This is a genomic window from Mycobacterium sp. NGS35 (assembly GCF_059812855.1).
In genome coordinates this window covers 409,109-432,114 of the sequence record NZ_JCALDL010000001.1, presented here as the reverse complement: position 1 = coordinate 432,114, position 23,006 = coordinate 409,109, and the positions used below count along the sequence as shown (strand labels likewise).

Sequence of the window (23,006 nt, the reverse complement as noted above, 5' to 3'; positions counted from 1 at the left end):
GGGCGGTCGCGGGAACGCCGGGGCGTCCAGGTAGAAGCGCCGCGGCGGCCGCCGCGGGACAATTTTGGCTTGCGCCCGTCGACCCGGTATCGTGGAGCAACGGTGCGGCAACCGCGCCGGCTCCTGCGTGCCCTGGCATCTCGCGGAATTCCGGAATGATTCCGCGTCCCGCCCACGTTTCGAAGTCGGGGCGAAAACTGCACTTGATGGGAGGCTCCCCACGGAGCGCCCATCGCAGCCGGAGTTAGGGATTGCGGAGGTTATGGCAAAGAAGGACGGCGCCATAGAGGTCGAGGGTCGCGTGGTCGAGCCTTTGCCCAATGCGATGTTTCGCATTGAGCTGGAGAACGGTCACAAGGTGCTCGCCCACATCAGTGGCAAGATGCGGCAGCACTACATCCGCATCCTGCCCGAGGACCGGGTGGTCGTGGAGTTGTCTCCGTACGACCTGTCCCGCGGCCGCATCGTGTACCGGTACAAGTAACCCGACAAACTGGGTGTGACGAGCCCTTGCGCGAGTCACCGACAAAGCAAGAAGGATCGAATACAGCCGTGAAGGTCAACCCCAGCGTGAAGCCGATTTGCGACAAGTGCAGGGTGATCCGTCGGCATGGGCGGGTCATGGTGATCTGCTCCGATCCACGCCACAAGCAGCGGCAGGGATGAGCGCTTGCGCGAAGACCAGAGCACAGGGCTAGTCAAGCCCTCGCTGCCCAACAACTGAATGCAGACCTCCCAGCACCAGTGAGCGATACGCGCTCATGCACGTCCGGACCGGAGGCCGGGCCCCTGCAGAGCAGGGAACGGGCTGGGATCAGACCTCCGCTAGAGAAGAAGGACACCGCCTGATGGCACGTCTTGTGGGCGTCGACCTGCCGCGCGACAAGCGCATGGAGGTCGCGCTGACGTATATCTACGGCATCGGCCGCACCCGCTCCAACGAAATCCTGGCCGCCACCGGCATCGACCGGGACATGCGCACCAAGGACCTCACCGACGAGCAGCTGACGCAACTGCGTGACTACATCGAAGCCAACCTCAAGGTGGAGGGCGATCTGCGTCGCGAGGTGCAGGCCGACATCCGCCGCAAGATCGAGATCGGCTGCTACCAGGGTCTGCGCCACCGGCGCGGACTTCCGGTGCGCGGCCAGCGGACCAAGACCAACGCGCGCACCCGTAAGGGCCCCAAGCGCACCATCGCCGGCAAGAAGAAGGCCAGGTAACCGATGCCACCAGCAAAAAAGGGCGCGACCGCTCCGAAGAAGGGGCAGAAGGGTCAAAAGGGCCGCCGCCGGGAGAAGAAGAACATCCCGCACGGCGCCGCGCACATCAAGAGCACGTTCAACAACACGATCGTCACGATCACCGACCCGCAGGGCAACGTGATCGCGTGGGCGTCATCGGGACATGTCGGCTTCAAGGGGTCCCGCAAGTCGACCCCGTTCGCCGCGCAGCTGGCCGCAGAGAACGCCGCCCGCAAGGCGCAGGAGCACGGCGTCAAGAAGGTCGATGTGTTCGTCAAGGGCCCGGGTTCGGGCCGCGAAACCGCAATCCGCTCGCTGCAGGCCGCCGGCCTGGAGGTCGGCGCGATCGCTGATGTCACCCCGCAGCCGCACAACGGCTGCCGGCCGCCGAAGCGGCGGAGAGTCTAGGGCCTGGGGTAGGAGGAGAAGGACTTCATGGCTCGTTACACCGGACCCATCACTCGCAAGTCGCGGCGTCTGCGCGTCGACCTCGTCGGCGGCGACCAAGCGTTCGAGAAGCGGCCTTATCCGCCTGGCCAGCACGGCCGCGCGCGGATCAAGGAAAGCGAATACCTGCTGCAGCTGCAGGAGAAGCAGAAGGCGCGCTTCACCTACGGCGTGCAGGAAAAGCAGTTCCGCAGGTACTACGAAGAAGCGGTACGCCGCCCCGGCAAGACCGGCGAGGAGCTACTGCAGATCCTGGAGAGCCGGCTGGACAACGTCGTGTACCGCGCCGGGCTGGCACGCACCCGCCGGATGGCCCGCCAGCTGGTCAGCCACGGGCACTTCACCGTCAACGGCGTGAAGGTCGACGTGCCCAGCTATCGGGTGTCGCAGTACGACATCATCGACGTGCGCGACAAGTCCCTGAACACGGTGCCGTTCCAGATCGCGCGGGAAACCGCAGGGGACCGGCCGATTCCGGGCTGGCTGCAGGTGGTCGGGGAGCGTCAGCGCATCCTCGTGCACCAGCTGCCGGAGCGCGCGCAGATCGACGTGCCGCTCACCGAGCAGCTCATCGTCGAGTTCTACTCGAAGTAAAGGACTTTCGGCCGTCCGGATGGCGGCCGAAATTTCCCCGCTCGCGGGGAAGGGACGCGGCATCAAATAGCGGGTGCCGTGAAGGAGGAAGAAACACATGCTGATTTCTCAGCGACCCACACTGAGCGAAGAGGTTGTCGCCGACAACAGGTCGCGGTTCGTCATCGAGCCGCTGGAGCCGGGATTCGGTTACACACTTGGCAATTCGCTGCGCCGCACGCTGCTGTCGTCGATTCCCGGCGCGGCCGTGACCAGCATTCGCATCGACGGCGTGCTGCACGAGTTCACCACCGTGCCCGGCGTCAAAGAGGACGTCACCGACATCATCCTCAACCTCAAGGGCCTGGTGGTCTCGTCGGAAGAAGACGAGCCCGTGACGATGTATCTGCGCAAGCAGGGCCCTGGCAACGTCACCGCCGGTGACATCGTGCCGCCTGCCGGCGTGACCGTGCACAACCCGGACATGCACATCGCGACGCTCAACGACAAGGGCAAGCTCGAGGTCGAGCTCGTCGTCGAACGGGGCCGCGGCTACGTGCCGGCCGTGCAGAACAAGGCGTCGGGCGCCGAGATCGGCCGCATTCCGGTCGATTCGATCTACTCGCCGGTGCTCAAGGTCACCTACAAGGTGGAGGCCACCCGCGTCGAGCAGCGCACCGACTTCGATCGGCTGATTCTCGACGTCGAGACCAAGAATTCGATCAGCCCCCGCGACGCATTGGCGTCGGCGGGCAAGACGCTGGTCGAATTGTTCGGTCTCGCAAGGGAACTCAACGTGGAGGCCGAGGGCATCGAGATCGGGCCGTCACCTGCGGAGGCCGACCACATCGCGTCGTTCGCGCTGCCGATCGACGACCTCGACCTGACGGTGCGCTCGTACAACTGCCTCAAGCGCGAGGGCATCCACACCGTCGGCGAGCTGGTCGCCCGCACCGAGTCCGACCTGCTGGACATCCGCAACTTCGGCCAGAAGTCGATCGACGAGGTCAAGGTCAAGCTGCACCAGCTGGGCCTGTCGCTCAAGGACAGCCCGGCCGGTTTCGACCCGTCCGAGGTCGCCGGTTACGACGCAGCCACCGGCACCTGGCACGGTGATTCGGCGTCGTACGACTTCGACAACGACCAGGATTACGCCGAAACCGAGCAGCTGTAATCCGCTTTGCAACAAGGAGACTGAGCAATGCCCAAGCCCACCAAGGGCCCTCGCCTCGGCGGGTCGTCCTCGCACCAGAAGGCGATCTTGGCCAACTTGGCCACCTCGCTGTTCGAGCATGGCCGCATCAAGACCACCGAGACCAAGGCCCGGGCGCTGCGGCCGTACGCGGAGAAGCTGATCACGCACGCGAAGAAGGGCACGCTGCACAACCGGCGTGAGGTGCTCAAGAAGATCCGGGACAAGGACGTCGTGCACACCTTGTTCGCCGAGATCGGGCCGTTCTACGCCGACCGCAACGGCGGCTACACCCGCATCATCAAGGTCGAGCCGCGCAAGGGCGACAACGCGCCGATGGCGGTGATCGAGCTGGTGCGGGAGAAGACGGTCACGTCGGAGGCCGATCGCGCCAGGCGGGCCGCGGCGTCACAGGCCGCCAAGAAGGCGGCGCCGGTTGCCGCTGCGGCCGCACCGCAGGCGGCGGTGGAGCCGGAGGCGACGGCTGGTCCGCAGACCGAGACTGTGGCTGACGTCGAGGCAGAAGACGCCGCGATCGAGGAGGCTCAGGAGGCCGAAGCCGCAGACGGAGCGGCCGACGAGGCTTCCGACGAGGCCTCGGCCGAGGAGCAGAAAACCGACGACGAGTCCTAACGTCATGCGCGACGAACCCGCCATCGAAACCGATGGCGGGTTCGTTCGTCTTCGCCTCGACATTGCTTACGACGGAACGGATTTCACCGGCTGGGCGGTGCAGGGCCAGCACCGCACGGTCGCCGGAGTGCTCGACGAGGCGCTGTCGACGGTGTTCCGTAGGCCGGTGCGGGTCTTCGGCGCCGGTCGCACCGACAGCGGAGTGCACGCCACTGGCCAGGTCGCGCACGTCGACGTACCCGCGAGCGCGCTCGGTCACGCCCGGCCGCGCCGGATATCCGCGGGTGAGCCCGAGTTCCTTCCCCTGGTGCGCCGGCTCGCCCGCTTCCTACCCGACGACGTGCGCGTCCGCGACATCGTCCGTGCGCCCGACGGATTCGACGCCCGCTTCTCGGCACTGCGCCGCCACTACGAGTACCGGTTGTCGACCGCACCGTACGGCGTCGAACCGCAACTGTCGCGGTATGTGACGGCCTGGCCGCGGCAACTGGACGTCGACGCGATGACGGCGGCATCGAAACAACTTCTGGGACTTCACGACTTCGCGGCATTCTGCCGGCCTCGCGCCGGTGCGACGACAATCCGGGATCTGCAGCGGCTGGAGTGGACCCGCGACGGCCACCTCGTCACCGCCCACGTCAGCGCCGACGCGTTCTGTTGGTCGATGGTGCGATCGCTGGTCGGGGCACTGCTGGCGGTGGGTGACGGCCGCCGCAGCGCGGAATGGCTTGCAAGCCTGCTGAATTCGATCCGGCGGTCGAGTGCGTTCGCAGCCGCACCTGCGCGTGGCCTCACGTTGGCGGGGGTCGACTACCCGCCCGACGGCGAACTCGCGGCCCGGATACTGATCACCCGTGACCTGCGCACCCGCGAGTAGTTCAGGACAGCCCGATCAGTAACCCCGCCCGGTTCACCTCCGGCCACGATCAGCTCCGCTAATGCGTTGCGCTGTCATGCCTGTCGGGTGTGCTGTCCGCCGCGTCGTTCGGTGCAGTGTCATGGTCGGCGCGCGGTGCGCTGGCCGCGCGGGCCGACTGACCTCGATGCGTGGCTTCTGCATCGTGCTTCTCACCTGGTTTGTTGACGACATCGCCTAACGGCGGCTGCTTGGACGCAGGCTTCGTCTCGGGTGCCGCCATCACCGAAGGCGCGTCTTGTGCTGTGCGTGGCACCCGGAGCACGAGTGTCGGCCTGACGGTCTTGACCGTCGGCTGGCTCCTTCGCGGGTCTAGTACTGGTCTCGTCGGACTCGCTGGCTGGTCCAGCGTCACCCTCGTTGTCGCCGTAGTCGTGGTGGCGCCGAATGGAACGTCAATTCCATCGCCAAGTACAGGCTCTGGTCTCTGTGGCGCGCTTTTTGTCGGCACTTGTTCAGCAGCCGTGGCGGCTGTCTTGGCTCGTGCGGACGCCGCCAGCATCATCGGCGTTAATGGCCCGTATGCCTGGTCAATCAGTGGCCTTTCCCAAGAGTCAAGCGAGTCCGCTACTGATGACAATCCAATAGCGCGGAGCCAGTTGTTCATCGGCAGGGTTGCTGCCGGTACCAATTGGTAAGTGATGCCATTCTGAGTCCATGTGATGTTGTTCGGGTTATCGAGAATGTTTGGATTACTGTAATCGTGCTGACCGTTATTCGTCGCGTTTTGTACGGCCATTTGGTAGCCGACATCAAAGGTGTCGGTAGGGTATGCAGCGAGTCCGTCGTACTGGTTGATGATGATCACCGTTTGATCGGTCGTCGGCGCTGACTTCACAGTGCCACCCCAGAGGGAGGCGGCGCCCTGCACGGTCAGCTGGCCGTACCTGCTGGTGTCCATCCCCATCAGAATGATCCGCAGGCCGGGAGGGACCGGACTGCCGCTATTGAGCCACGCGCCGATTACTACTGCACCGTTGCTGTATCCACTCAGGGTGTCACCGCTCTTCAGCGCCCCGGACGCTACAGCGGCTTTGATCGCGTTGACACCATCCTTGTTCTGTAACGCGGTCGCCGGGTAGGCGATCTTGACGCAACGGCTCGCCGCAGTACACAGTTTGCCGCCGAGCTGATTTTGTGTGACATTCATGATAGTAATTACGTGGTCGAAGTCGAGCGGTTCGAGGGTATATGTCACCACTAACTGAACCTGTATCGCCCGTATCGGCAATGGGTTGAATTGTGGTTCTTGCGGCGTTGCTGCTATTAAACCGCCCGCCAAAAGAGGCATCGCCATCGCGCAGCTTATTGACTTCATCACTCGACTATCCTTCCTGCGGATGACGTTAGGGAACGGCCGTCGCGGGATCCGTTGCCGGATCTGCCACGTGGGAAGCCAACGCTCTCGACGCGCGTCGCGTCGAGAGCGCGGTCGAATCCACCAAGTCAGCGAAAAGGATTGCCATTCGGCGTATCTCGCCGTGGTCAGTGGGCGCGGGTAAGTCTTCGGCGTCGATGTTGCTTTGGTCAACTGCCCGAACACGCTGCGCCAGGACGTCGGCGGTTGCTCGACCGCCCTTGTTCATCGCATCCACGGCCGGTCCAGGAGGGCCTCGATCGACGGCGCCGGCTCGGTTCCGCTCACCAGTCGAGTGTGACAGTGCATGGCGGTCAGGGCATGTAAAATCCGCGAATCCGGTGGTAGCGTCCGCGGCCCAGCAGCGCATTGGCCGCCTCGAGCCCGGACATCACCGCGGCCTCGATGCAGCCGGCGTTCATCCCGGAGTCGGTCCAGTCGCCGGCCAATATCAAACCATCGCAACCACTTTCGTCCGGGCGCAGTCGGTAGCGCTCGGTTCCCGGCACCGACTGCACGTAGCGATCCGACGGGTCGACGTTGACGCTCACGTGCTGAGTGGCCAGCGCCGCCCGGCCTCGCTGGCCGTCGGCGCCGCTCAACAGATCCCACCTGAAGCCGTGGTCGTCGAATGCGCGTGGGAAATAAGGCCTCAGGTGACGATCGATGTACTTGACCGCTTCCGTATGAACCACGTCGCGGTAGCGGCGCGCGTAGCCGGCGCCGGTCTCGGTAGTGGGCCACAGCGCATTCAGCGTGCCGCAGAAGTACGCGACCGCACCGGGACGCTGCTCGTCGGGCCAGTCCTCGGCCCACAACGTCTGCGGCATCGAGGCCCACGTCTCGAACGGGCGCAGGTAGGCGCTGATCGTGACACCGGGCTCAGCCCACCCGAGCTCCGGTTCGTCTGGCCGCAACCAGATCTGGAACGCCTGCGTCGCCACCGTGCGGATCTGGGTCGTCATCTCCTGCCACTCGGGCCGGTCGGCGATGAGCTCTTCTGCGACCACGGGCAGCATGCCGACCGACACCGCGAGCACCACGTGGTCGAAATCGGCACCGCGGCGCAGCACCCGTGCTTCAGCGTCGGCGGGCTCGGCCCAATGCGTTTCAAGGGCGTGCCAGCCGCCTGCCGGCTCATGCTGACCGGGGGCAAGCTGATCGAGCAGCGGCCGATAAGGGAACACCGGCAGCCCGCGCACCCGCGTCAGCGGCTCGTAGTGCTCGACGCCGTCGGCGAGCCGGACCTGGCGTCCCATCGAGATCGCCGCGATGCCTTGGCGGTGCTCGTCCAGGTGCAGCGCGTCGAGCCGGTGGAAGAACTCGAACTCGACGCCGCGCTGTCGCAGCGCCTGGTACAACGGCGCGATCACGATGTCGCCCATGCCCGCTGTCATCTTCCAGAAGATGGCGCCCTTGTAGCCGAACAGCACCAGGCCTGTGAGGAACACCGCGAGCCCGGCACCGAAGGCTGGCCGCGCCGGATCGGCGTCCTCGTATCCGAACACCAGGTCGTAAAGTCCTCGCACCAGCGAGAACTCGAGCACGTCGGGATGCGCGCCGTGGCGCAGGATCCAGTCGCCGAAGTCTTCGTCATTGATGGCGCGGAAGCCGCGGGGATCGGTGACCAGGTTGTCGGCGAGGATGCCTCGGATGACGGCGGTCATGAGCGACAACAACAGCCACGACCGCTTGTGGTCAGCGCGGCGCTCGTAGTCGAGCGCGTGGCGTACGGCGTCGAGTGCGTCGTCGATCATGCGGGTGGCGCTGCGCGGGCCGCGCCGAGGATCGGCCAGGGCCAGCAGTGCGGCGAGGGCGCTGTCGGCCACCGTGGTGAGCCAGCGCTGGGCGGCTGGCGGCTCGGGGCAGCAGGACAGCACGAGCCCGGAAGGACTTGCGCTGCGCTGGGATTCGGCGAAGTCGCGGACCAGCTGGACGGCACGGCGGGTGAACTCGATGACGGTCATCTCCCGGCCGGTGCTGTCCGGCTCGCCGGGTGAGCCCGTGTTGCGGGTGAACGTGCCGAGCCACATCAGCCAGTCGTTGCCGAACCGGTCGGCCAGCCCGAGGTTGTCGCCGGGTATCAGCGCCTGATCCCAGGTGCGGATCGGTGCGCCGGGATCAGTTGCAATGCGGTCCAATTCGGCATAGCACTCTCGCAGCAGGCCGAATGCGTTCTCGTACGAGCCCAGCCAGATGTGCAGACCGTGTTCTTCGATGCGGCCGTGCTCGCCGCGGCTGGACGCGCCTTTGCCGCCGAGTCGCCAGCCGCGCTGGTAGACCGTGATCGCGTCGAAGCGGTCACGCCAGCCGGGCTCGCTGAGTCGCCAGGCGGCGCTCAAGCCGGCCATGCCGCCGCCGAGGATCGCGACCTTGCCGCCGGGCCTGCTCACGCCAGCAGCGCGCGCGCCCGGTCGAGCTCCGGCCAGGTGCTGTCGGCGGGGAAGCTGCTGATCGCGTCGACAAGCTGCGCGCGGGCGGCATCATGACGCAGTTCGAAATCGTCGACAGCAGCTCGTAATTCGAAGATCTGCGCGTGCTGGCGCCTGGCGACGTCGAGCGCGGCACGCAGGTCGGCGGCCCGCGCGTCGTCGTCGGCGGCGGTGCGCGACCGCAGCCGCAGCAGCTCTGACCGGTAGAAGCATACCCCGGTGTCGTCGACGAGCCGCAGTGCCGTGTCCAACCGCGCCGCGGCCTCCTGCGTGCGGCCGGCCGCGATCAGCAGCCGTGCCAACACCCCGTCGTAGAAGGTGACGAAGAGCCGCGCCTCGGCCTCGCGCCACGCGTCGACGAACATGGCCATGACCGCGATGTGGTTCTGCAGCTCGTCGACGTCGACCGGATCCGCGTTCAACGCGAAAAACGCTGCGACGGTTGCTTGTTCGGTGGCCGCCACCATGGCCCAGAAGTCGAATCCGTGCCGCTCGGCTTGCGCGGCCAGCGATTCGACGAGCCGCGCCGCCGCGTCGAGCTGGCCCGCCTCCAGTCGCATCCATGCTTCGTAGGAGCGCGCGTAGGCCTGGCTGAACGGACCCTGGGGAAAGTCGAGCCCTTCGACAATACGCTCGGTTTCGGCGAATTCGGCTTCCGCGCCGGCGAAGTCGCCCTGCACGGCACGGGCCAGGGCCAGATGCGTGTGCATGGACGCGACCGGCTCGTTGGGCACGAACCACACCGTGTCGAAGTCGTCGATCTGCACCTGCGCCACCGACTCGGTGGCCTGCTCGAGCAGGCGCCGCGACGCCTCGAAATCGCCTGCGTACCAGGCCAACATGCCCATGGCGGCGTCGTTTTCCGACCGAAACCATTCCTTGGCGTTGTCGAGGTTGCCGCGTAACGACTCGGAGACCTGTGCGGCGCGGTGCAGGTCTGCGCGAGGCAAGAAGTACGCCCACAGCGCGACGAGCGTCGCGACGAGTTCGTCTTCGCGCAGATCGGTGCCCGACAGCTCCAGGCAGCGTTCGAAGTCGGCGGCCGCACCCGGACTTGCGGTGCCTTCGGCCGCCGACGCGAGGAATCCGCGGCGCAGACGCAGCGCGATCTCCCGACGATCGCGTGCGGGGCTGGGCGGCATTCGTTCGATCTGCTCGACCGCCCGAGTGAGATAGGTGCGGGCCTCCTCCAACGCGCCGCGGCGCCGGGCGTCGGTGGCCGCCTGTTGGTATGCCACGGCCGCGTCCTCGTACCGCAGCGCCTGGTCGTAGTGCAGCGCGACCAGATGCCAGTCGGGATCGCTGCCGCCGTGCGCGCTCACCAGCGCGTCGCCGGCGCGGCCGTGCAAGCGCCGCCGCACGGTTGGTGGCGCCAGCTCGTAGGCGACCTCCCGCAACAGCTCGTGACGGAACCGCCAGGAGCCGGTGCGAGTCGGCTCGAACACGTGCGCCTGCTCGAGCTCGGCGACGGCGGCGGCGAAATCGTCGTCGGCCATGTCGAGCACCGCGAGTATCAGGCTGCGGTCGAATTCGCGGCCGATCGCGGCGGCGGCTTCGACCACCGGGATCACGTTGTCGCTGGCCCGAAGTCGGGCAAACAGCGGCTCGTAGAGAGCATCGGGAACGCGGTGCCACCGGAACTCGTCGGTGGGCTGCTCGTGGATCTTGGTGACCACTTCTTCGATGTACAACGGCACGCCGTCGCAGCGGCGGCGGACTTCGGCCTGCTGCTCTTCGGACAGGTCGGGATCGATCGCGGCACTGAGTTCGTCGGTCTCGGCTGCCGTCAACGGCTGCAACTCGAATGTCTTGACGTTCGCCAGATTCGGGAAACATGCTGCGTCGCGGGCGGTCAGCACGACCAGCAGCCGACCAGTATCGGTGGCCAGCAGCGCGTCGAGCACGTCGAGGGTCGACGCGTCGAACCACTGCACGTCCTCGGCGAGCACCACCCCAGGTGCGCCGCCCAGGCACGCCACCAGATAGTCACTGATGGCCCCGACGATCTGGTCGTAGAGCTTGGTGCCTTCGGTGGGCACCGGCTGGTAGCCGTACTCTGCGCCGATGCCGAGCACCGGTGCCAGCAGCGGCAGGGTGGCGTCGACGTCGAGCCCGTACGCCCGAAGATCTGCCTCGAGGCGGCGAATCCGCTCAGCCTGCTCGGTCAGCCGGTCGATGTCGCAGCGACGTTCCAGCAGTCTGCGCACCGGGTGCAGGCCGGCGTCTGCATGGAACGGAGAGCCGATGAGTGTCAGCACCGGGCCACCTGACTGGCGCGCCAGATCGGTAGCGACAGCGGCCAGGCGGCTCTTGCCCATGCCGGCCTCGCCGAAGAATCCGACGCCGGCGACGTCCAGCGTGCCGGCCTGCGCCTTAGCCCAACTGTCTTGCAGGTAGGCGATTTCGCGGTGTCGGCCGATCAAGGGCCCGAGCGGGGCTCTGGTGCCGCTGCGCTCGGCGACCACCCGGTAATGCTCGATGAGCTCCTCGATGCCCTTCACTGTCTGGGCCGGCTGCGCCTCGAGTTCGAAGTCGTCGGCAATCAGGCCACCGATGGCCGCGGAGACGACGACGGAGTTCGGCGGCGCGAGCTCTGACACCCGGGCGGCCATGTTGGCTCCCAGCCCGTACACGTCGTCCTGGGAGCGGTCGAGGTAGACCAGCCCGCGGTGCACACCAACCCGCACCGCGATCCCGAAACCGAAACGCTTGCTTACCTTTTCGCTCAGCGCAGCGACGTCGCGGGTGATGTCAAGCCCGGCTTGCACGGCGCGGCGGACGTCGTTCTCGTGCGCGATCGGGTGCCCGAAGACGGTTAGCAGCCCGTCGCCCTTGGTGGAGAAGATGTGGCCTTCGTAGTGGTCGACGATGTGCTTGACCTGATCGCGGTACCGCCCGATCACCGTGCGGTAGATCTCCGGCTCCACCCGCGTTGACAGCGCAGTCGAACCCACGATGTCGGCGAAAAGAATTGTCAGCCGCCGAAGTTCGCCGCGCCCCGGCGGCGCGGCGAGGATGTCTTCGGCTTCCGGATTGTGGCGGTCCACCTCGAGCACCTGTTCGGCAAGCTCGGCGGCGGTGATGCGATCGCCGCGGTTGATCGCTTGAACTGCCCGGTCAAGCAGCTCTCCGATGGGTGATCTGGGCGCGGCTGGAGTCACAGGTCGATGAGGACCGTTATCGTCTCGTCAGTGGGCGCTGCGCCGGCCTGACCGGCGGTGGTCAGCCGCACCTGCCCGCGATACGTCGCGCTTCTCACCTCGGGCCACGCCACTGCGATACGGAACGTCGTCGCGGACTTGGCCAACACCGGCGGAAGGAACGTGACCAGGTGGTCGGGGATCTTGTACGACGAATCACCTTCTCGGGCAAAGGGTTTCGCGATCGACAGGGCGCGGGGGTAATCGGCGCCGGCGATCACGATGTCGGCAGATTCTACAGTCCCTGTCGCACAACATGTTCCGCACCCAGCCGCGCATCCCGCCGGTCCGCACGGCGCCGACATCATTTCCGATGCGGTGTGCAGCCCGGCGGTGACGGCGATGTCGAAAAGCGCACGAATGGACTGCGCCCACTGCTCGGCTCCGTATGTGCCGTCGTCGATGTGGTCGTTCGCTTCAGTGGCAACCTCACCGGCCCGGGTGATCAGGCACCGGTACATATCCGCGCATTGCTGAATGCTCGCGGAGATGTGCGCCGCGCGCGAGGTCACGCGCCACCTCCTTCGGTCGATTCGCGCAACCTCTGCAAGTACCGCAGGGGGTCGGTGGCCAGCCGCGCCGCGAATTCCGCACCGAACGCCATCATTTCCGGGACGGGCACCACTCCGCCGGCGCACTTCTGCGCGAGCGCCATGCTCTTCTTCGACATGTCGTCGATGCACTCGGTGAGCATGTCGACGGCGACGGTGACGGCCTGCCGGCTGGCGCCGTCGGTTTGACATGACGGGGCGGCGCCGAGCGCTCGGCACGGATCGAGAGGCTTGGGCGGTGTCGCCGGCGCCTGAGGCGCCCGGGACGCCGTCCAGTTCTGCCATCCCGCGGCGCTTTGGCGCCGCTGCTCCACGCCGCCGAGCAGCATCTCCATTCCCTGATCGGCGTATCCGCAGATACACGCGAGCTTCTCGATGGCGACGGGCGACAGGTTGCGGAACGCCACCACCTTTCGGGTGATCACCCGCACGCCCCGCGTCGACGGGTCGGCGGCCGTGGCGACCATCCGGATGAAGCCCTCGTCGACCAGCGTCAAGCCGTCTCCCGCAGCGGTCGGATCGGGGTGCTCGTCGAGTTCGTAATTGACCCAGGCGGTCGCGAACCCGGTGGAGGCGCCCGCGGGATCTTCGCCCTTCCAATACCGAAGCGGTGTCTTCATCACCGGGGAGCCGGCCACCTTGCAACTCATGCTGACGTGTTCGAGCGTCCAGCTCCACCCGTCGTCGGGATGAATGCCGTGCGGTTCCATGGTGCAGAAGAACGGCAGGCACCGGTTCCAATTACGGGGATCCGCAACGTCTTTCACCTCGTTGAATGATGCCCTGGTGCTGGTGAAATCAGTGGTGAGCACGACGCAGGTGTGACCGCAGATCTGGCGCAAGGTGTGGTCACAGAGGGGGATCTCGGCGACCACGGGGTCAATCAGAGAGCGCTCTATGGCGATCCGCATCACGCGCTGCCAGTCGCCGCGATACGCGAACTCCGACCGCAGCAGATCGAACAGCTCTCCTGCGCGCACTTCGGCGGTTCCGCTGCGGTCGTCGGCCGGCGTAGCCATCGCGAGTGCGGTCACGTAGTCCTCTTCGGAGGCGTCGACCGGCCCGCCCTCCAGGTGGCACAACGCTCCCAGCGCGTACACCATCCGAGACAGCTGCGGCTTGGTCAGCGGCTCGCCGCCTTGGTCGATCGGCATGCCGTTGCCTTCCACCAGGTCGCCGATCGCGCCGCGCACGCTCGGGAAGGCCAGCGTCCGGCCCGGCATGTCGTCGAAGAACTGTTCGATTTCGGCGAACCAGCCGCCGTGCGCTCCCGTAGTGCCGGGCAGGTACTGCTCGACGACGGCCGCTGTGGTGGGATCTTCCGATTCGGCGACCAGCCGATCCATGGCGCCGTACAGCGCCATCAGAGATTGCACCGCCGCCATCGCGTCCTCCAGCCGGTATGGCTGGTTAGCATACCGGCGAGCGGAGTGTTTCCACATGTCATCGCGACGATCGGTGCTGCTCACTCTCGTGCGGCAAGGCGACTTTTCCGATGGACCGCCGTCCCTGCATGTGCTGCCCTAGCATTGCGTTCGGCTGGTCGCCACCAGGCAGAAGTAGGCGGGAGGACGTCGGTGGCACATCGGGCTGACCATGGCGGCACCGACGATCTGCCGTGGTCGTCGGTGTTCGATCCGGCCGCCAACGCCCGTGCGCTCAGCGCCATTCAGGCCGAAGGCTTCCGCGCCGCCAGCCAACTCGTCGATCGGTTCGTCCGGATCGTCACGCCCAGCGGATCGCCTGCGACGGGCACGCCGGCACTGGGCAACGGCGACGAGGCGTCGTCGGCGTCGGATGCCGAGAAACTCACCCGGGCGTGGTGGTCGGCCGTCGGGCAGTTCCTGCTCAGAGCTGCGCCGGGCGCTTCCTGCGCTGTCGACCTGACACATTCGGACGGTGAAGTGTCACTTCGGGCAACGGCCGGCGGCACGGCATGCGCTGAAGTGTGGATGCACAACCGCGGCGACGACGATCTCGGGCAGGTCGTGTTGCGCTGCAGCGACTTACTGGCGCACGACGGTTCGTTGATCGCCTCAGACCGCGTCACGTTCGACCCGGCCGTGGTTCCGTTGCTGCCACGGTGCAGCCGCGGAATCCACGTGAAAGTACAAGTGCCCCAAGCGTTATCGCCTAACACCTACCGCGGCACCATGCTGGTGAGCGGCCATCCCGAGCTGTGGTCGCCGGTGGTGCTGTCCGTCAGCGCAGCGGCGCCATGACCAGCACTGCGGATCGAACCGATCTGGTTTCGGCCGTCGAGGGCCGCCTCCGGGCGGTGGCGAAGCTGGTCCGGCGGTCGATGCTGGACGCGATGCCGGACGGCGAGCCGAACCAGTGGCTGTACGCGCCGATGCGCGAATATCCGTCGCGCCCGGGTAAGGCGTTGCGTCCCGCGCTGTGCCTTTCCGCCGGGCGGGCGTTCGGCGCCGACGAGAACGATCTCGTGGGCCTGGCGGTGGCCATCGAATTGCTGCACAACGCATTTCTCATCCACGACGACGTGGCCGACGGCAGCGAGATGCGTCGCGGCCGCCCCACGCTTGCGGCCACCTACGGAATCGGCGCCGCGGTGAACGCCGGCGACGGGCTGGCGGTGGTGGCCGGCCAGGTGCTGCGCCGCGCCACCCGCCGGTTCGACCGCGACTTGGCCGACCTCGTCTGGGGCGAATTCGACACGATGGCGATGCGCACGCTCGAGGGCCAGGCCACCGAATTGGGCTGGCGGCTGGACAACGTGGAGCAGCTGCGCCCCGAAGACTATCTGCACCTGATCATGCACAAGACGTGCTGGTACACGATCATCCACCCGCTGCGGGTGGGCGCGATGGTCGGTTCGCGCGGCACCGCTGATCTGCGCCCGCTGGTGCGGTTCGGCTTTCACTTCGGCGCGGCCTTCCAGATCCGCGACGACCTGCTGAATCTCGTTGGCGACGAAGCGATGTACGGCAAGGAGATCTTGGGTGATCTGTACGAGGGCAAACGCACGTTGACGCTTGTCCACCTGCTCAGCGTCGTGAATGGCGCCGACGCTGCGTTCGTGCGCGACTACCTTCGGCGCGACCGTTCTACGCGCACACCGCAAATGGTGGCGGCGGTGCGCGCGCTGATGGACGACTACGGAAGCATCCAATTCACAAGCGAATACGCCGAAGGCATCCTGCTGGTCGCCGAGGAGTACTTCGAGCAGGCGTTCGCCGACGCCCAGCCCGGGCCCGATCTCGACTTTCTGCGCGCACTGGTGCCCTACGTATGGGCGCGCTGGCGGTGAGCAGTCAGAGCCGGCCGGCGGCGAAGTCCGCCGCCTGGTTCACCAGCCCCGCCGAAATGTACGCATTGGCACTGTGATCCGGCCAGTTCTTGTTGGCATCGCCGAGATCGCTGTTGGAGCAGATCGGGTCGTTGGCATGGCACAGGTCGATTGTCTTGTCGCCGTAGGCCGGATTGAAGTCGGAGAACGGTCCCAGCACCCGGCGAGTTCCGTTGCCGAACATCACCACCGCGGCGATGTGGGCGTCGGAACCCAGCGGAAGCGGGTTGTTGAAGCCGAACACCGGTGCGGGCACGGCGAGTACGACGTCGACCACACCGGCGCCGAGTGAGTAGCCGCCGAGCACCAGCTGGGTATTCGGGCAATTGGTCGCGTTGTACTGAATGCGCTGGCTCATGTCGTTGGCGCCAAGGTCGACCTCGTAATCGGCCGGGTAATTGACCGCGTAGAAGCCGACCGACTTGCCCTTGACCCGTGAGCGCAGGGCGTTGACGAATGCGGTACCGAGTACGCCTGGGCCCGCAGGTTCTTCACGGCCGCGTGCGAAAATCACCTCGACGTTCGGGCAGTTCACGGCTGTGGCGGGCGGCGTGACGATCAGTGCGCACGCCGCCAAGACAGCGGTGAGAACGGCGACGAACCATTGACGCGGATGCAAGGCGTTCATCGTGACGATGTTAGCGATGATCGCCGGTTGCGTCGTCCGCTTGCCCGATCAGGGGCTCTTACACCAGTCCGGCAACGAAATTCGCGGCTTCGTTCGTCAGGCCCGCGGTCACGTAGTCGTGGTGCGCGAACGGATTGCGGCCGCCCGAGCAAATCGGGTCGCCGTCTTTGCACAAGTCGATGGCTTTGCCGGCGACAAGCGGGGCGGCCGACGACACCGGCTTGCCGAATTTGGTCGACGGATTGCCGAACACCGCGACGGCGGCGACGTGGTCGGCGGCCGACGCCGGCAGCGGCACACCGATGTTCGTGCCGAGGATCGGAACGTTCAACAGCATGTCGACCACTGCCGCGCCCTGCGAAAAGCCGCCCAGCACAAGCTTGGTGGACGGGCATGTCTTCTCCATGTCGATGACGTGAGCGCTCGCGTCGGCGGCTCCGTCACCCGCGGCGAGGAAGTCATAGCTGGCGGGGTAGTTGACCGCGTATGCGCTCACGCTGCGGCCGCCGACCTGTTCGCGCAGTGCATCGACGAACGCCTGACCGACTTCACCGACCCCAGCGGGTTCCCTTGTGCCACGAGCGAATACCACCTCGATGTCGGGGCACGGCTGAGCTGACGCGACGGGGACACCGCCGGGCAGCCAGACCAGCGCGCCGGCCGCGGTCAGCGCGGCGGCAAAGAAACGACGAAGACTCACGCCGGTCATCCTCACATACCGGACTCGGTGGCCGGCAAACCGGCGGCCAGCGCCGGCCCGTCGGTACGGTCGCGGCCGGGCTGGTCGACGATGTCTGCGGGGCCTACCTCCGGCCAGCCGGCCTCCGCGACGACGTCGACGGGCCGGGCGTGCTCACGACCGGCCAACGCCAACCCCAGCAACACCACGGCGCCGCCGAACGCCTGTGCCGGGGTGATCGCCTCGCCGACCAGGATCCATGCGGCCAGCACCGCGCACAGCACTTCGCCGAGGCCCATCAGCGACGCGTAGCTGGGGCGCAGCCGCGCCACGCCGCTGATGCCGAGCGTGTAGGCGACCGCGGTGCAGACCACTCCGAGCGCGAGGACGGGAACCCAGATCGGTGTCTGGTGGCCGGCGACGACGGTGTGCTGGGCGGTGAACGTCAGCGGCAGCGCGCCCGTCGCACCCAGTGCCGCCACGGCGGCGGCACCGACGATCAGGCCACCGGCCGCCAGGGTTGTCGACGTCAAGCCGCTGCCGTCGGCGGCCACCCGATCCGACAGCAGGAAATAGCAGGCGGCGCACACCGCGGCGCCGAGCGCCCACGCCACCCCGGCTGGATCCACATGCGCGCCGGAGAACACGTCGAGCACTATGACGGTGCCGGCCAGCGCGAGCGCCGCGCCGGCCAAGGTGGCGGCGCCGGGGCGTCGCTGAGTGGTCGCCCAGAGCCAGCCGACCACCAGCACCGGTGCCAGATACTCCAGCAGCAGCGCAACGCCGACTGACAGCCGCGAGACGGCGTTGTAGTAGCAGAGCTGCGCGCCGGCGATCGGGACCACCCCGTAGAGCACCACAGTCCTGGCGTGTTGGACGGCTTCGCGCAGCCAGCGGCGGTGGGTCAGGGTGGCGAACGACGCCATCACCGCGGCGCCGACGGTAAGCCGGATCGTCACCGCCGCGTTGGGCGACCAGCCCGCAGCCATCAGCGCCTTCGCGAACGGCCCGGACATGCCGAATGTGACGGCCGACCCGAGCGCGAACGCGACGCCGAGCCGGAAGGTGCGTTGCGCGCCCATGACACCCCTTCAGCTGGTAACGAGTAAAATCTGCTTTGGTACTGACGCTACAAGCGCGCGCCGTCAGGAGTCAAATGCTTTTCAGTCATGACACAGAGGTCACACTGCGGGCTGCGTGCTCGCTGATCAACAGCGACCGCGTCGACGGTGAGCGGCTGGGGTCTCAGGCGGCGCTCGACGAGTACTTGGACTCCTACGGCTGGACGGGGCGGCGCGACCACGACGACGCCGAGCTGGCGGCAGTGCACAAGCTGCGGGCACGACTGGGCCGCATCTGGGAGTCCGCCGACGACGAGGAGCGGGCCGTCGAGCAGGTGAACGCGCTGCTGTCCGACACGCACGCCGCGCCGTGGCTGACCCGGCATCCGGAGATGCCCGAGTGGCATCTGCATCTGGCGTCGGTGCGCGATCCGCTGGCGCAGCGCATGGGTGCCGAGATGGCGATGGCGCTGGCCGACGTGATCCGGGCGGGTGAACTGCGGCGGCTCAAGATCTGCGCGGCACCGGATTGCCGTGCGGCGGTGATGGATCTGTCGCGCAATCGATCGAGGATCTTCTGTGACACCGGGAACTGCGCCAACCGTCAGCACGTCGCGGCCTACCGCGAACGCAGGCGGTGAAATTGCCGCCGCACACCTTGCTCTCGCGGGTTAGGTTGAAGCCGGCGGCACATTGGGGGGACAGTGGCTCGGCAACCGACGACCCGGCTCGCGGTCAGCGGGCATCGATTTCTGTTGCGGCGCATGGAGAATGCGCTGGTGCGTCGGGATGTGCGGATGATCGACGAACCGATGCGCGCACAGGCCAGGTCGATGGTGACCGGCGCCGTGCTGACCGTGGTGGCGCTGGCGGCGTGCGCGGTCGTCGCGTTGGTGCGCCCTCAGGGCGCGCTCGGCGACGCCCCGATCGTGATGGTGCGCGAATCCGGTGCGCTGTACGCCCGTGTCGGTGACACGCTGCATCCGGTGCTCAATCTCGCGTCGGCGCGCCTGATCACCGGCAGGCCGGCCGCTCCCCGAGTTGTCAGGGAATCCGAATTGCGCAGGGCAAATCTCGGAGCAACGCTTGGCATTCCGGGCGCACCGGCGACACTGCCGGAGCCGCTCGCAGCCGATGAAGCGCAGTGGGAAGTGTGCGACGACGCGACTGCGTCAACCGTGATCGTCGGGCCGGTAGGCGACAATCGGCCGCTGCAGGGTGACCGCACCATGTTCGTCCGCTCGCGCAGCGACTCGGCGACATATCTTCTCTACGACGGGCGCCGGGCCCGCGTGAGCCTGGCCGACCTCGCGGTCGCAAAAGCGCTGCGGTTGGAGGGCGTCGAGCCGGTCGAGGTGGCGTCGGCAGTGTTGAATGCAATCCCCGAGGCGCCGGCGATCATGGCGCCGGTGATTCCGTCGTCCGGCTCACCGGGGCCGGCATCGCTGGGCGGGGCGCCCGTCGGCTCGGTGGTGCGGGTCGCGAGGGCCGACGGCGACGAGTTGTACGTCGTGCTGGCCGATGGTGTGCAGCGGATCGGGCATGTGGGCGCGGATCTGTTGCGGTTCAGCGACTCGCACGGCTCGTCGGACATCACCGCGGTCACCGGCGACGCGATCAGCAATCTGCCGCAACTGGAGAGCCTGGCTATGACAACGTTTCCCGACGTGGTGACACCACCGGTGAGCGAGCGCGTCGTGTGCGCGCACTGGGGACCGGATCGCGGGGTCACTGTGGCAGCCGGGTCGGGGTTGCCGGTGACCGCGGGGCAGGTGCCTGTCGCGCTGGCCCAGGCAGACGGTGCCGGCCCCAACGCCGACGCGGTGTTCGTGCCGCCGGGGCGCTGCCTCTACGTCGAGGCAACGGGCCGATATCTGGTCACCGACACCGGCGTCCGATTCGGGGTGCGCGACGTCGAAAGCGCGGCAGCCCTTGGCCTTCCGTCGGCACCTGTGCCGGCATACTGGCCGATCCTCAAACTGCTCGCCGACGGACCCGAACTCAGCCGCGCCGCCGCATCAGTGGCGCACGACGGAATCGCCCCCGACCGCGGCGGTGTCGCGCTGCCCAGTGAGGGCACTGCGGCGGCGCCGCGCTAGCCGGTTCGCGGGCGCGAGCAGCGCCAGTGCGGCAGCCAGAAACGCTGCACACCCGGCAAGGCCGACGAAAGCCGTTGCGCGCCCGTTGCTTCCGGGAAGCCGGGCCGGTGCCGCAGGTGCCAGCGGGCGCTGCGCCCACGCCGGTGAGGCGCTCTGGCGCCCGTCGGTCAGGGCGGCCAGCGGGTCGACGACGCCGTTGCCGACGTTAGGATTCCAGCCGCCGGACACCCGGTGTGCGGTGGCTTCGATGCGTTGCATCACCTGCCGCGCGGTCAAGTCGGGGAATCGCGCACGCACCAATGCGGCGACCCCGCTGACGACTGGGGCCGCATAGCTGGTCCCGGCAATGGCGGAGCCGCTGGCGCCGCGGTAGGTGTTCGCGAGTCCGGTGTGGTTGGGATTCAGCGACACCACTGCCTCGCCGGGTGCCGCGACGTCGACCCACGGCCCGGCCAGGCTGAACGGCGACGGCGACCCGTCGGGGCTGACGGAGCCGACCGTGAGGACGTAGTCGTCGTACCAGCCCGGGCTCACCGCGACATCGGCGGTCTCCCAATCGGGTTCGTGCAGCTGCGCGGGCGCCGGATTCTGTTGCGGGCAGTTGCCGCCAGGGCCGACATTCCCCGCAGCGACCACCACGACCACATCTTTGACGTCGACCGCATAGGCGACGGCGGCGCCGAGTGCCCGGTCGCGCAACGCCGCACCGGCGGTGCACGCGACCGAGGAGATGTTGATCACCGTTGCACCCTTATCGGCAGCGGTGCGCACCGCCATCGCAAGCGTCTCCACGGTCCCGGTACCGAAGTCGTGGGCGCCGACCGGGCCGTACTTCACGCTGGTCTGCCGGATCGTCAGCACCGACACACCGGGAGCGATGCCGGCGAACCCGTCGGAGTCGGCTGCCGCCGCGATGATTCCGGCGACCAGCGTCCCGTGGGCATCGCAATCCTCGCGGCCGTCGCCCGTCGAGGCGTAGTCGCCGCCGGGGATCAGCCGCGGCAGCCGGGGATGCGTCGATACCCCGGTGTCGATCACCGCGACGGTTTGGCCTTCGCCGGTGGACAGCGCCCACAGCGGGCGCATGTCGAACGGTGCCAGCTGAGTGGCCGCCGCGTGTAGGTTACGGTCGAAAACGGCTGTCGTGCAGTCGGATTGCTTGCGGGTGGGCGCCGGCGGCCGCGGCGGTGCAGCGGGCGGGAGCTCGGACTGGTCGACTGCGGGCGGGCGCACTGCGGAGGCGACCGGCGCGGATGGCAAGCCAGCCAGGCCAAGTGTCAGGGAAGTGACTGCGACGAGCCGGACCATGGTCATGACAGCGCCAATCCGCGGGTGTAGGCGAATACGCCGCTGGCCCAGCATGTGAGCGGGATGACCGCGGCAAGTGCGACGTACTGAGCTACATCGACGGCTCGGCGGTTGACCGGCGAGCCGGCCATTGGTCGGGATGATGCCGTGGCCAGTGTCGCGGCGGCAATGGCTGCCGCGGCCCCTATCCAGTGCGCATGCTGTGGCCACTGGCCGACCGTCCAGACCACCCACGCTACGAACGCCGTTGCGCCACAGGCAAGTAAGGCCGAAACCTGTACCAGGCCGGCATGAAGTTCAGCGCGCAAGGTCAGCGCAACGCCGACGACGGCGGCCAAGGCCGCGCCGGAGGCCGACTCGCCCTGAACCGCCAGCCAGACGCCCAAAGCTGCTGCCGCCCCGAACCCGCACACCAGTCCGTTGACCATGCCGTGCGCGCGGCGTGACGCGGCAGCGACCACATCGGGGTGGACTTCGTGGGAAAGACGAGGTACCGGCAGACGCCCCAGCCAGATGGCCAACCGCGGAGTGACGGCGAGCAGCACGGCCGCTGCGGCGGTGAGCACGGCCCCGGCTGCGGTGACCTCACCTACCGCGACGACCTGCATGCAGGCAGCTGCCGCGGCGAGAAACCCGAACGCCGCAGCACCAGTGAAGACAGCGAGCCCGGTGCGGGTGCAGCGGGCGGTGACCACCGACACCGTTGCGCCCAGCGCACTTGCGAGCATGAGTTTGGGCGGCAGCACGGTCCCGGGCACAGCCAGATAGCCCGCTGCTGATGCCAGCGCGGCCGCACAGCAACCGAAGATCAATGCGGCGAACAATTCTCGATACAGCTGTGCGCACACCACCGCGGCGACGAGCGCGCCGGTGCACAGCACTGCCGCCACCACGGGGGCGGCGGCCGAGGTCGACCGCAACACTCCGTAAATTGCCAGCGCGGTCCCGCACAACGTGGCAGCGCATGCGGCGACGCGCGTCGCTGCCGAATTCCAGCGCGGCGTGGCCGCGACCGCCGCTGCGACCAAGGCGGTCGTGTCGTCGATCGGCAGTGCCGGCGGCTGCAGGCTGCTGCGACGTAGCCACAGCAGATCGCCGTCGTGAATGTCGTTGTCGCGCAGCGAAAGATACGGTGTCAGCGGTCGGCCGTCGGCGCGGGCAAGGTGCCAGTCCATGGGCACGTCGGCCCAATAATGCCGGTCAACCGTCACCTGGTTGACGATCGCGGGCATCAGCCCCGCGATCCCGGCATCCGCCGGAAGCGCGAAATCCGTTCGCTGCGTTTCGAATTGCACACCGATGCGGCACACATCGGCCATGACGGTCCTCGACATCGCCATTCCCCCTCGTCGAGACTGACGCTAACCGACGGATGC

Annotated in this window: 22 protein-coding genes; 12 read left to right on the top strand and 10 right to left on the bottom strand. The window is 67.4% G+C overall.

Features of this window, described 5'->3' with window-relative positions; all coding sequences use genetic code 11:
* Positions 1-262: 262 nt before the first annotated feature.
* The 8 genes from infA to truA all read left to right on the top strand — a co-directional run bounded on the left by infA (position 263) and on the right by truA (position 4,966).
* A complete protein-coding gene (gene infA / locus AC5Y4C_RS02120) occupies positions 263-484 on the top strand; it encodes a translation initiation factor IF-1 (protein ID WP_003418601.1) in 222 nt (73 codons plus the stop codon).
* A gap of 68 nt (positions 485-552) precedes the next feature.
* Entirely contained in the window at positions 553-666 is a 114-nt protein-coding gene (gene rpmJ, locus AC5Y4C_RS02115) for a 50S ribosomal protein L36 (RefSeq protein WP_003879483.1), read from the top strand.
* Positions 667-848: 182 nt separating this feature from the next.
* On the top strand, positions 849-1,223 hold the full coding sequence (gene rpsM / locus AC5Y4C_RS02110; RefSeq protein WP_499911296.1) for a 30S ribosomal protein S13: 375 nt from the start codon (positions 849-851) through the stop codon (positions 1,221-1,223).
* 3 nt (positions 1,224-1,226) lie between these two features.
* On the top strand, positions 1,227-1,652 hold the full coding sequence (gene rpsK / locus AC5Y4C_RS02105; protein WP_499911298.1) for a 30S ribosomal protein S11: 426 nt from the start codon (positions 1,227-1,229) through the stop codon (positions 1,650-1,652).
* Between the two features lie 27 nt (positions 1,653-1,679).
* Entirely contained in the window at positions 1,680-2,285 is a 606-nt protein-coding gene (gene rpsD, locus AC5Y4C_RS02100; RefSeq protein ID WP_499911301.1) for a 30S ribosomal protein S4, read from the top strand.
* 97 nt (positions 2,286-2,382) lie between these two features.
* Complete coding sequence (locus AC5Y4C_RS02095; protein WP_499911304.1) at positions 2,383-3,438, top strand: DNA-directed RNA polymerase subunit alpha; 1,056 nt, start codon at positions 2,383-2,385, stop codon at positions 3,436-3,438.
* 27 nt (positions 3,439-3,465) lie between these two features.
* On the top strand, positions 3,466-4,089 hold the full coding sequence (gene rplQ / locus AC5Y4C_RS02090) for a 50S ribosomal protein L17 (RefSeq protein WP_499964261.1): 624 nt from the start codon (positions 3,466-3,468) through the stop codon (positions 4,087-4,089).
* 4 nt (positions 4,090-4,093) lie between these two features.
* Positions 4,094-4,966, top strand: a complete 873-nt coding sequence (gene truA / locus AC5Y4C_RS02085) for a tRNA pseudouridine(38-40) synthase TruA (protein WP_499964259.1) — start codon at positions 4,094-4,096, stop codon at positions 4,964-4,966.
* 58 nt (positions 4,967-5,024) lie between these two features.
* Here truA and AC5Y4C_RS02080 read toward each other — a convergent pair whose 3' ends face one another.
* The 5 genes from AC5Y4C_RS02080 to AC5Y4C_RS02060 all read right to left on the bottom strand — a co-directional run bounded on the left by AC5Y4C_RS02080 (position 5,025) and on the right by AC5Y4C_RS02060 (position 13,930).
* Positions 5,025-6,302, bottom strand: coding sequence for a hypothetical protein (locus AC5Y4C_RS02080; protein WP_499964257.1), 1,278 nt, complete (start codon positions 6,300-6,302; stop codon positions 5,025-5,027).
* 374 nt (positions 6,303-6,676) lie between these two features.
* Entirely contained in the window at positions 6,677-8,755 is a 2,079-nt protein-coding gene (locus tag AC5Y4C_RS02075) for an FAD-dependent oxidoreductase (protein WP_499964255.1), read from the bottom strand.
* Entirely contained in the window at positions 8,752-11,955 is a 3,204-nt protein-coding gene (locus AC5Y4C_RS02070) for an ATP-binding protein (protein ID WP_499964253.1), read from the bottom strand. Before AC5Y4C_RS02070 ends, AC5Y4C_RS02075 begins: the two co-directional genes overlap by 4 nt.
* Positions 11,952-12,506 carry a hypothetical protein gene (locus tag AC5Y4C_RS02065; protein ID WP_499964251.1) on the bottom strand — a complete coding sequence of 185 codons (555 nt, stop codon included), beginning with the start codon at positions 12,504-12,506 and terminating at the stop codon, positions 11,952-11,954. The genes AC5Y4C_RS02070 and AC5Y4C_RS02065 overlap by 4 nt, the downstream gene beginning before the upstream one ends.
* Positions 12,503-13,930, bottom strand: coding sequence for a hypothetical protein (locus tag AC5Y4C_RS02060; protein ID WP_499964250.1), 1,428 nt, complete (start codon positions 13,928-13,930; stop codon positions 12,503-12,505). Before AC5Y4C_RS02060 ends, AC5Y4C_RS02065 begins: the two co-directional genes overlap by 4 nt.
* 192 nt (positions 13,931-14,122) lie before the next feature.
* Here AC5Y4C_RS02060 and AC5Y4C_RS02055 point away from each other — a divergent pair, with 192 nt between their 5' ends.
* The gene (locus AC5Y4C_RS02055; protein ID WP_499964248.1) at positions 14,123-14,767 is read left to right on the top strand and encodes a hypothetical protein; all 645 of its coding nucleotides are present in this window, start codon (positions 14,123-14,125) and stop codon (positions 14,765-14,767) included.
* Entirely contained in the window at positions 14,764-15,816 is a 1,053-nt protein-coding gene (locus AC5Y4C_RS02050; protein ID WP_499911320.1) for a polyprenyl synthetase family protein, read from the top strand. The genes AC5Y4C_RS02055 and AC5Y4C_RS02050 overlap by 4 nt, the downstream gene beginning before the upstream one ends.
* Positions 15,817-15,820: 4 nt before the next feature.
* Here the strand turns inward: AC5Y4C_RS02050 and AC5Y4C_RS02045 are convergent, their stop codons facing one another.
* From AC5Y4C_RS02045 to AC5Y4C_RS02035, 3 genes are read right to left on the bottom strand one after another with little or no spacing between them, the layout of a single operon-like run.
* Positions 15,821-16,483, bottom strand: coding sequence for a cutinase family protein (locus AC5Y4C_RS02045; protein ID WP_499964246.1), 663 nt, complete (start codon positions 16,481-16,483; stop codon positions 15,821-15,823).
* Between the two features lie 58 nt (positions 16,484-16,541).
* Positions 16,542-17,192, bottom strand: a complete 651-nt coding sequence (locus AC5Y4C_RS02040) for a cutinase family protein (RefSeq protein ID WP_499914591.1) — start codon at positions 17,190-17,192, stop codon at positions 16,542-16,544.
* A 2-nt stretch (positions 17,193-17,194) separates the two neighbouring features.
* Positions 17,195-18,244, bottom strand: coding sequence for an EamA family transporter (locus tag AC5Y4C_RS02035; protein WP_499964244.1), 1,050 nt, complete (start codon positions 18,242-18,244; stop codon positions 17,195-17,197).
* A gap of 74 nt (positions 18,245-18,318) precedes the next feature.
* Between AC5Y4C_RS02035 and AC5Y4C_RS02030 the strand changes: the two genes are divergently transcribed.
* Together AC5Y4C_RS02030 and eccB are read left to right on the top strand one after the other, a co-directional pair.
* Positions 18,319-18,864 carry a CGNR zinc finger domain-containing protein gene (locus tag AC5Y4C_RS02030; RefSeq protein ID WP_499911329.1) on the top strand — a complete coding sequence of 182 codons (546 nt, stop codon included), beginning with the start codon at positions 18,319-18,321 and terminating at the stop codon, positions 18,862-18,864.
* 63 nt (positions 18,865-18,927) lie between these two features.
* The gene (gene eccB, locus AC5Y4C_RS02025) at positions 18,928-20,322 is read left to right on the top strand and encodes a type VII secretion protein EccB (protein ID WP_499964242.1); all 1,395 of its coding nucleotides are present in this window, start codon (positions 18,928-18,930) and stop codon (positions 20,320-20,322) included.
* Here the strand turns inward: eccB and mycP are convergent.
* Both mycP and eccD read right to left on the bottom strand, forming a co-directional pair.
* The gene (gene mycP / locus AC5Y4C_RS02020) at positions 20,242-21,636 is read right to left on the bottom strand and encodes a type VII secretion-associated serine protease mycosin (RefSeq protein ID WP_499964240.1); all 1,395 of its coding nucleotides are present in this window, start codon (positions 21,634-21,636) and stop codon (positions 20,242-20,244) included. The two genes, eccB and mycP, sit on opposite strands and share 81 nt — an antisense overlap.
* Positions 21,633-22,964 carry a type VII secretion integral membrane protein EccD gene (gene eccD / locus AC5Y4C_RS02015; protein ID WP_499964238.1) on the bottom strand — a complete coding sequence of 444 codons (1,332 nt, stop codon included), beginning with the start codon at positions 22,962-22,964 and terminating at the stop codon, positions 21,633-21,635. The genes mycP and eccD overlap by 4 nt, the downstream gene beginning before the upstream one ends.
* Positions 22,965-23,006 lie beyond the last annotated feature (42 nt).

What these genes read in the sequence shown, in the direction of transcription:
- AC5Y4C_RS02035 (WP_499964244.1), bottom strand. Translation starts at nt 18,244, where the DNA reads ATGGGCGCGCAACGCACCTTCCGGCTCGGCGTCGCGTTCGCGCTCGGG.
- AC5Y4C_RS02045 (WP_499964246.1), bottom strand. Translation starts at nt 16,483, where the DNA reads ATGAACGCCTTGCATCCGCGTCAATGGTTCGTCGCCGTTCTCACCGCT.
- eccD (WP_499964238.1), bottom strand. Translation starts at nt 22,964, where the DNA reads ATGTCGAGGACCGTCATGGCCGATGTGTGCCGCATCGGTGTGCAATTC.
- AC5Y4C_RS02080 (WP_499964257.1), bottom strand. Translation starts at nt 6,302, where the DNA reads ATGGCGATGCCTCTTTTGGCGGGCGGTTTAATAGCAGCAACGCCGCAA.
- truA (WP_499964259.1), top strand. Translation starts at nt 4,094, where the DNA reads ATGCGCGACGAACCCGCCATCGAAACCGATGGCGGGTTCGTTCGTCTT.
- rpsM (WP_499911296.1), top strand. Translation starts at nt 849, where the DNA reads ATGGCACGTCTTGTGGGCGTCGACCTGCCGCGCGACAAGCGCATGGAG.
- rpsK (WP_499911298.1), top strand. Translation starts at nt 1,227, where the DNA reads ATGCCACCAGCAAAAAAGGGCGCGACCGCTCCGAAGAAGGGGCAGAAG.
- AC5Y4C_RS02030 (WP_499911329.1), top strand. Translation starts at nt 18,319, where the DNA reads ATGCTTTTCAGTCATGACACAGAGGTCACACTGCGGGCTGCGTGCTCG.
- AC5Y4C_RS02095 (WP_499911304.1), top strand. Translation starts at nt 2,383, where the DNA reads ATGCTGATTTCTCAGCGACCCACACTGAGCGAAGAGGTTGTCGCCGAC.
- AC5Y4C_RS02040 (WP_499914591.1), bottom strand. Translation starts at nt 17,192, where the DNA reads ATGACCGGCGTGAGTCTTCGTCGTTTCTTTGCCGCCGCGCTGACCGCG.
- infA (WP_003418601.1), top strand. Translation starts at nt 263, where the DNA reads ATGGCAAAGAAGGACGGCGCCATAGAGGTCGAGGGTCGCGTGGTCGAG.
- mycP (WP_499964240.1), bottom strand. Translation starts at nt 21,636, where the DNA reads ATGACCATGGTCCGGCTCGTCGCAGTCACTTCCCTGACACTTGGCCTG.
- AC5Y4C_RS02060 (WP_499964250.1), bottom strand. Translation starts at nt 13,930, where the DNA reads ATGGCGGCGGTGCAATCTCTGATGGCGCTGTACGGCGCCATGGATCGG.
- AC5Y4C_RS02050 (WP_499911320.1), top strand. Translation starts at nt 14,764, where the DNA reads ATGACCAGCACTGCGGATCGAACCGATCTGGTTTCGGCCGTCGAGGGC.
- rpsD (WP_499911301.1), top strand. Translation starts at nt 1,680, where the DNA reads ATGGCTCGTTACACCGGACCCATCACTCGCAAGTCGCGGCGTCTGCGC.
- rplQ (WP_499964261.1), top strand. Translation starts at nt 3,466, where the DNA reads ATGCCCAAGCCCACCAAGGGCCCTCGCCTCGGCGGGTCGTCCTCGCAC.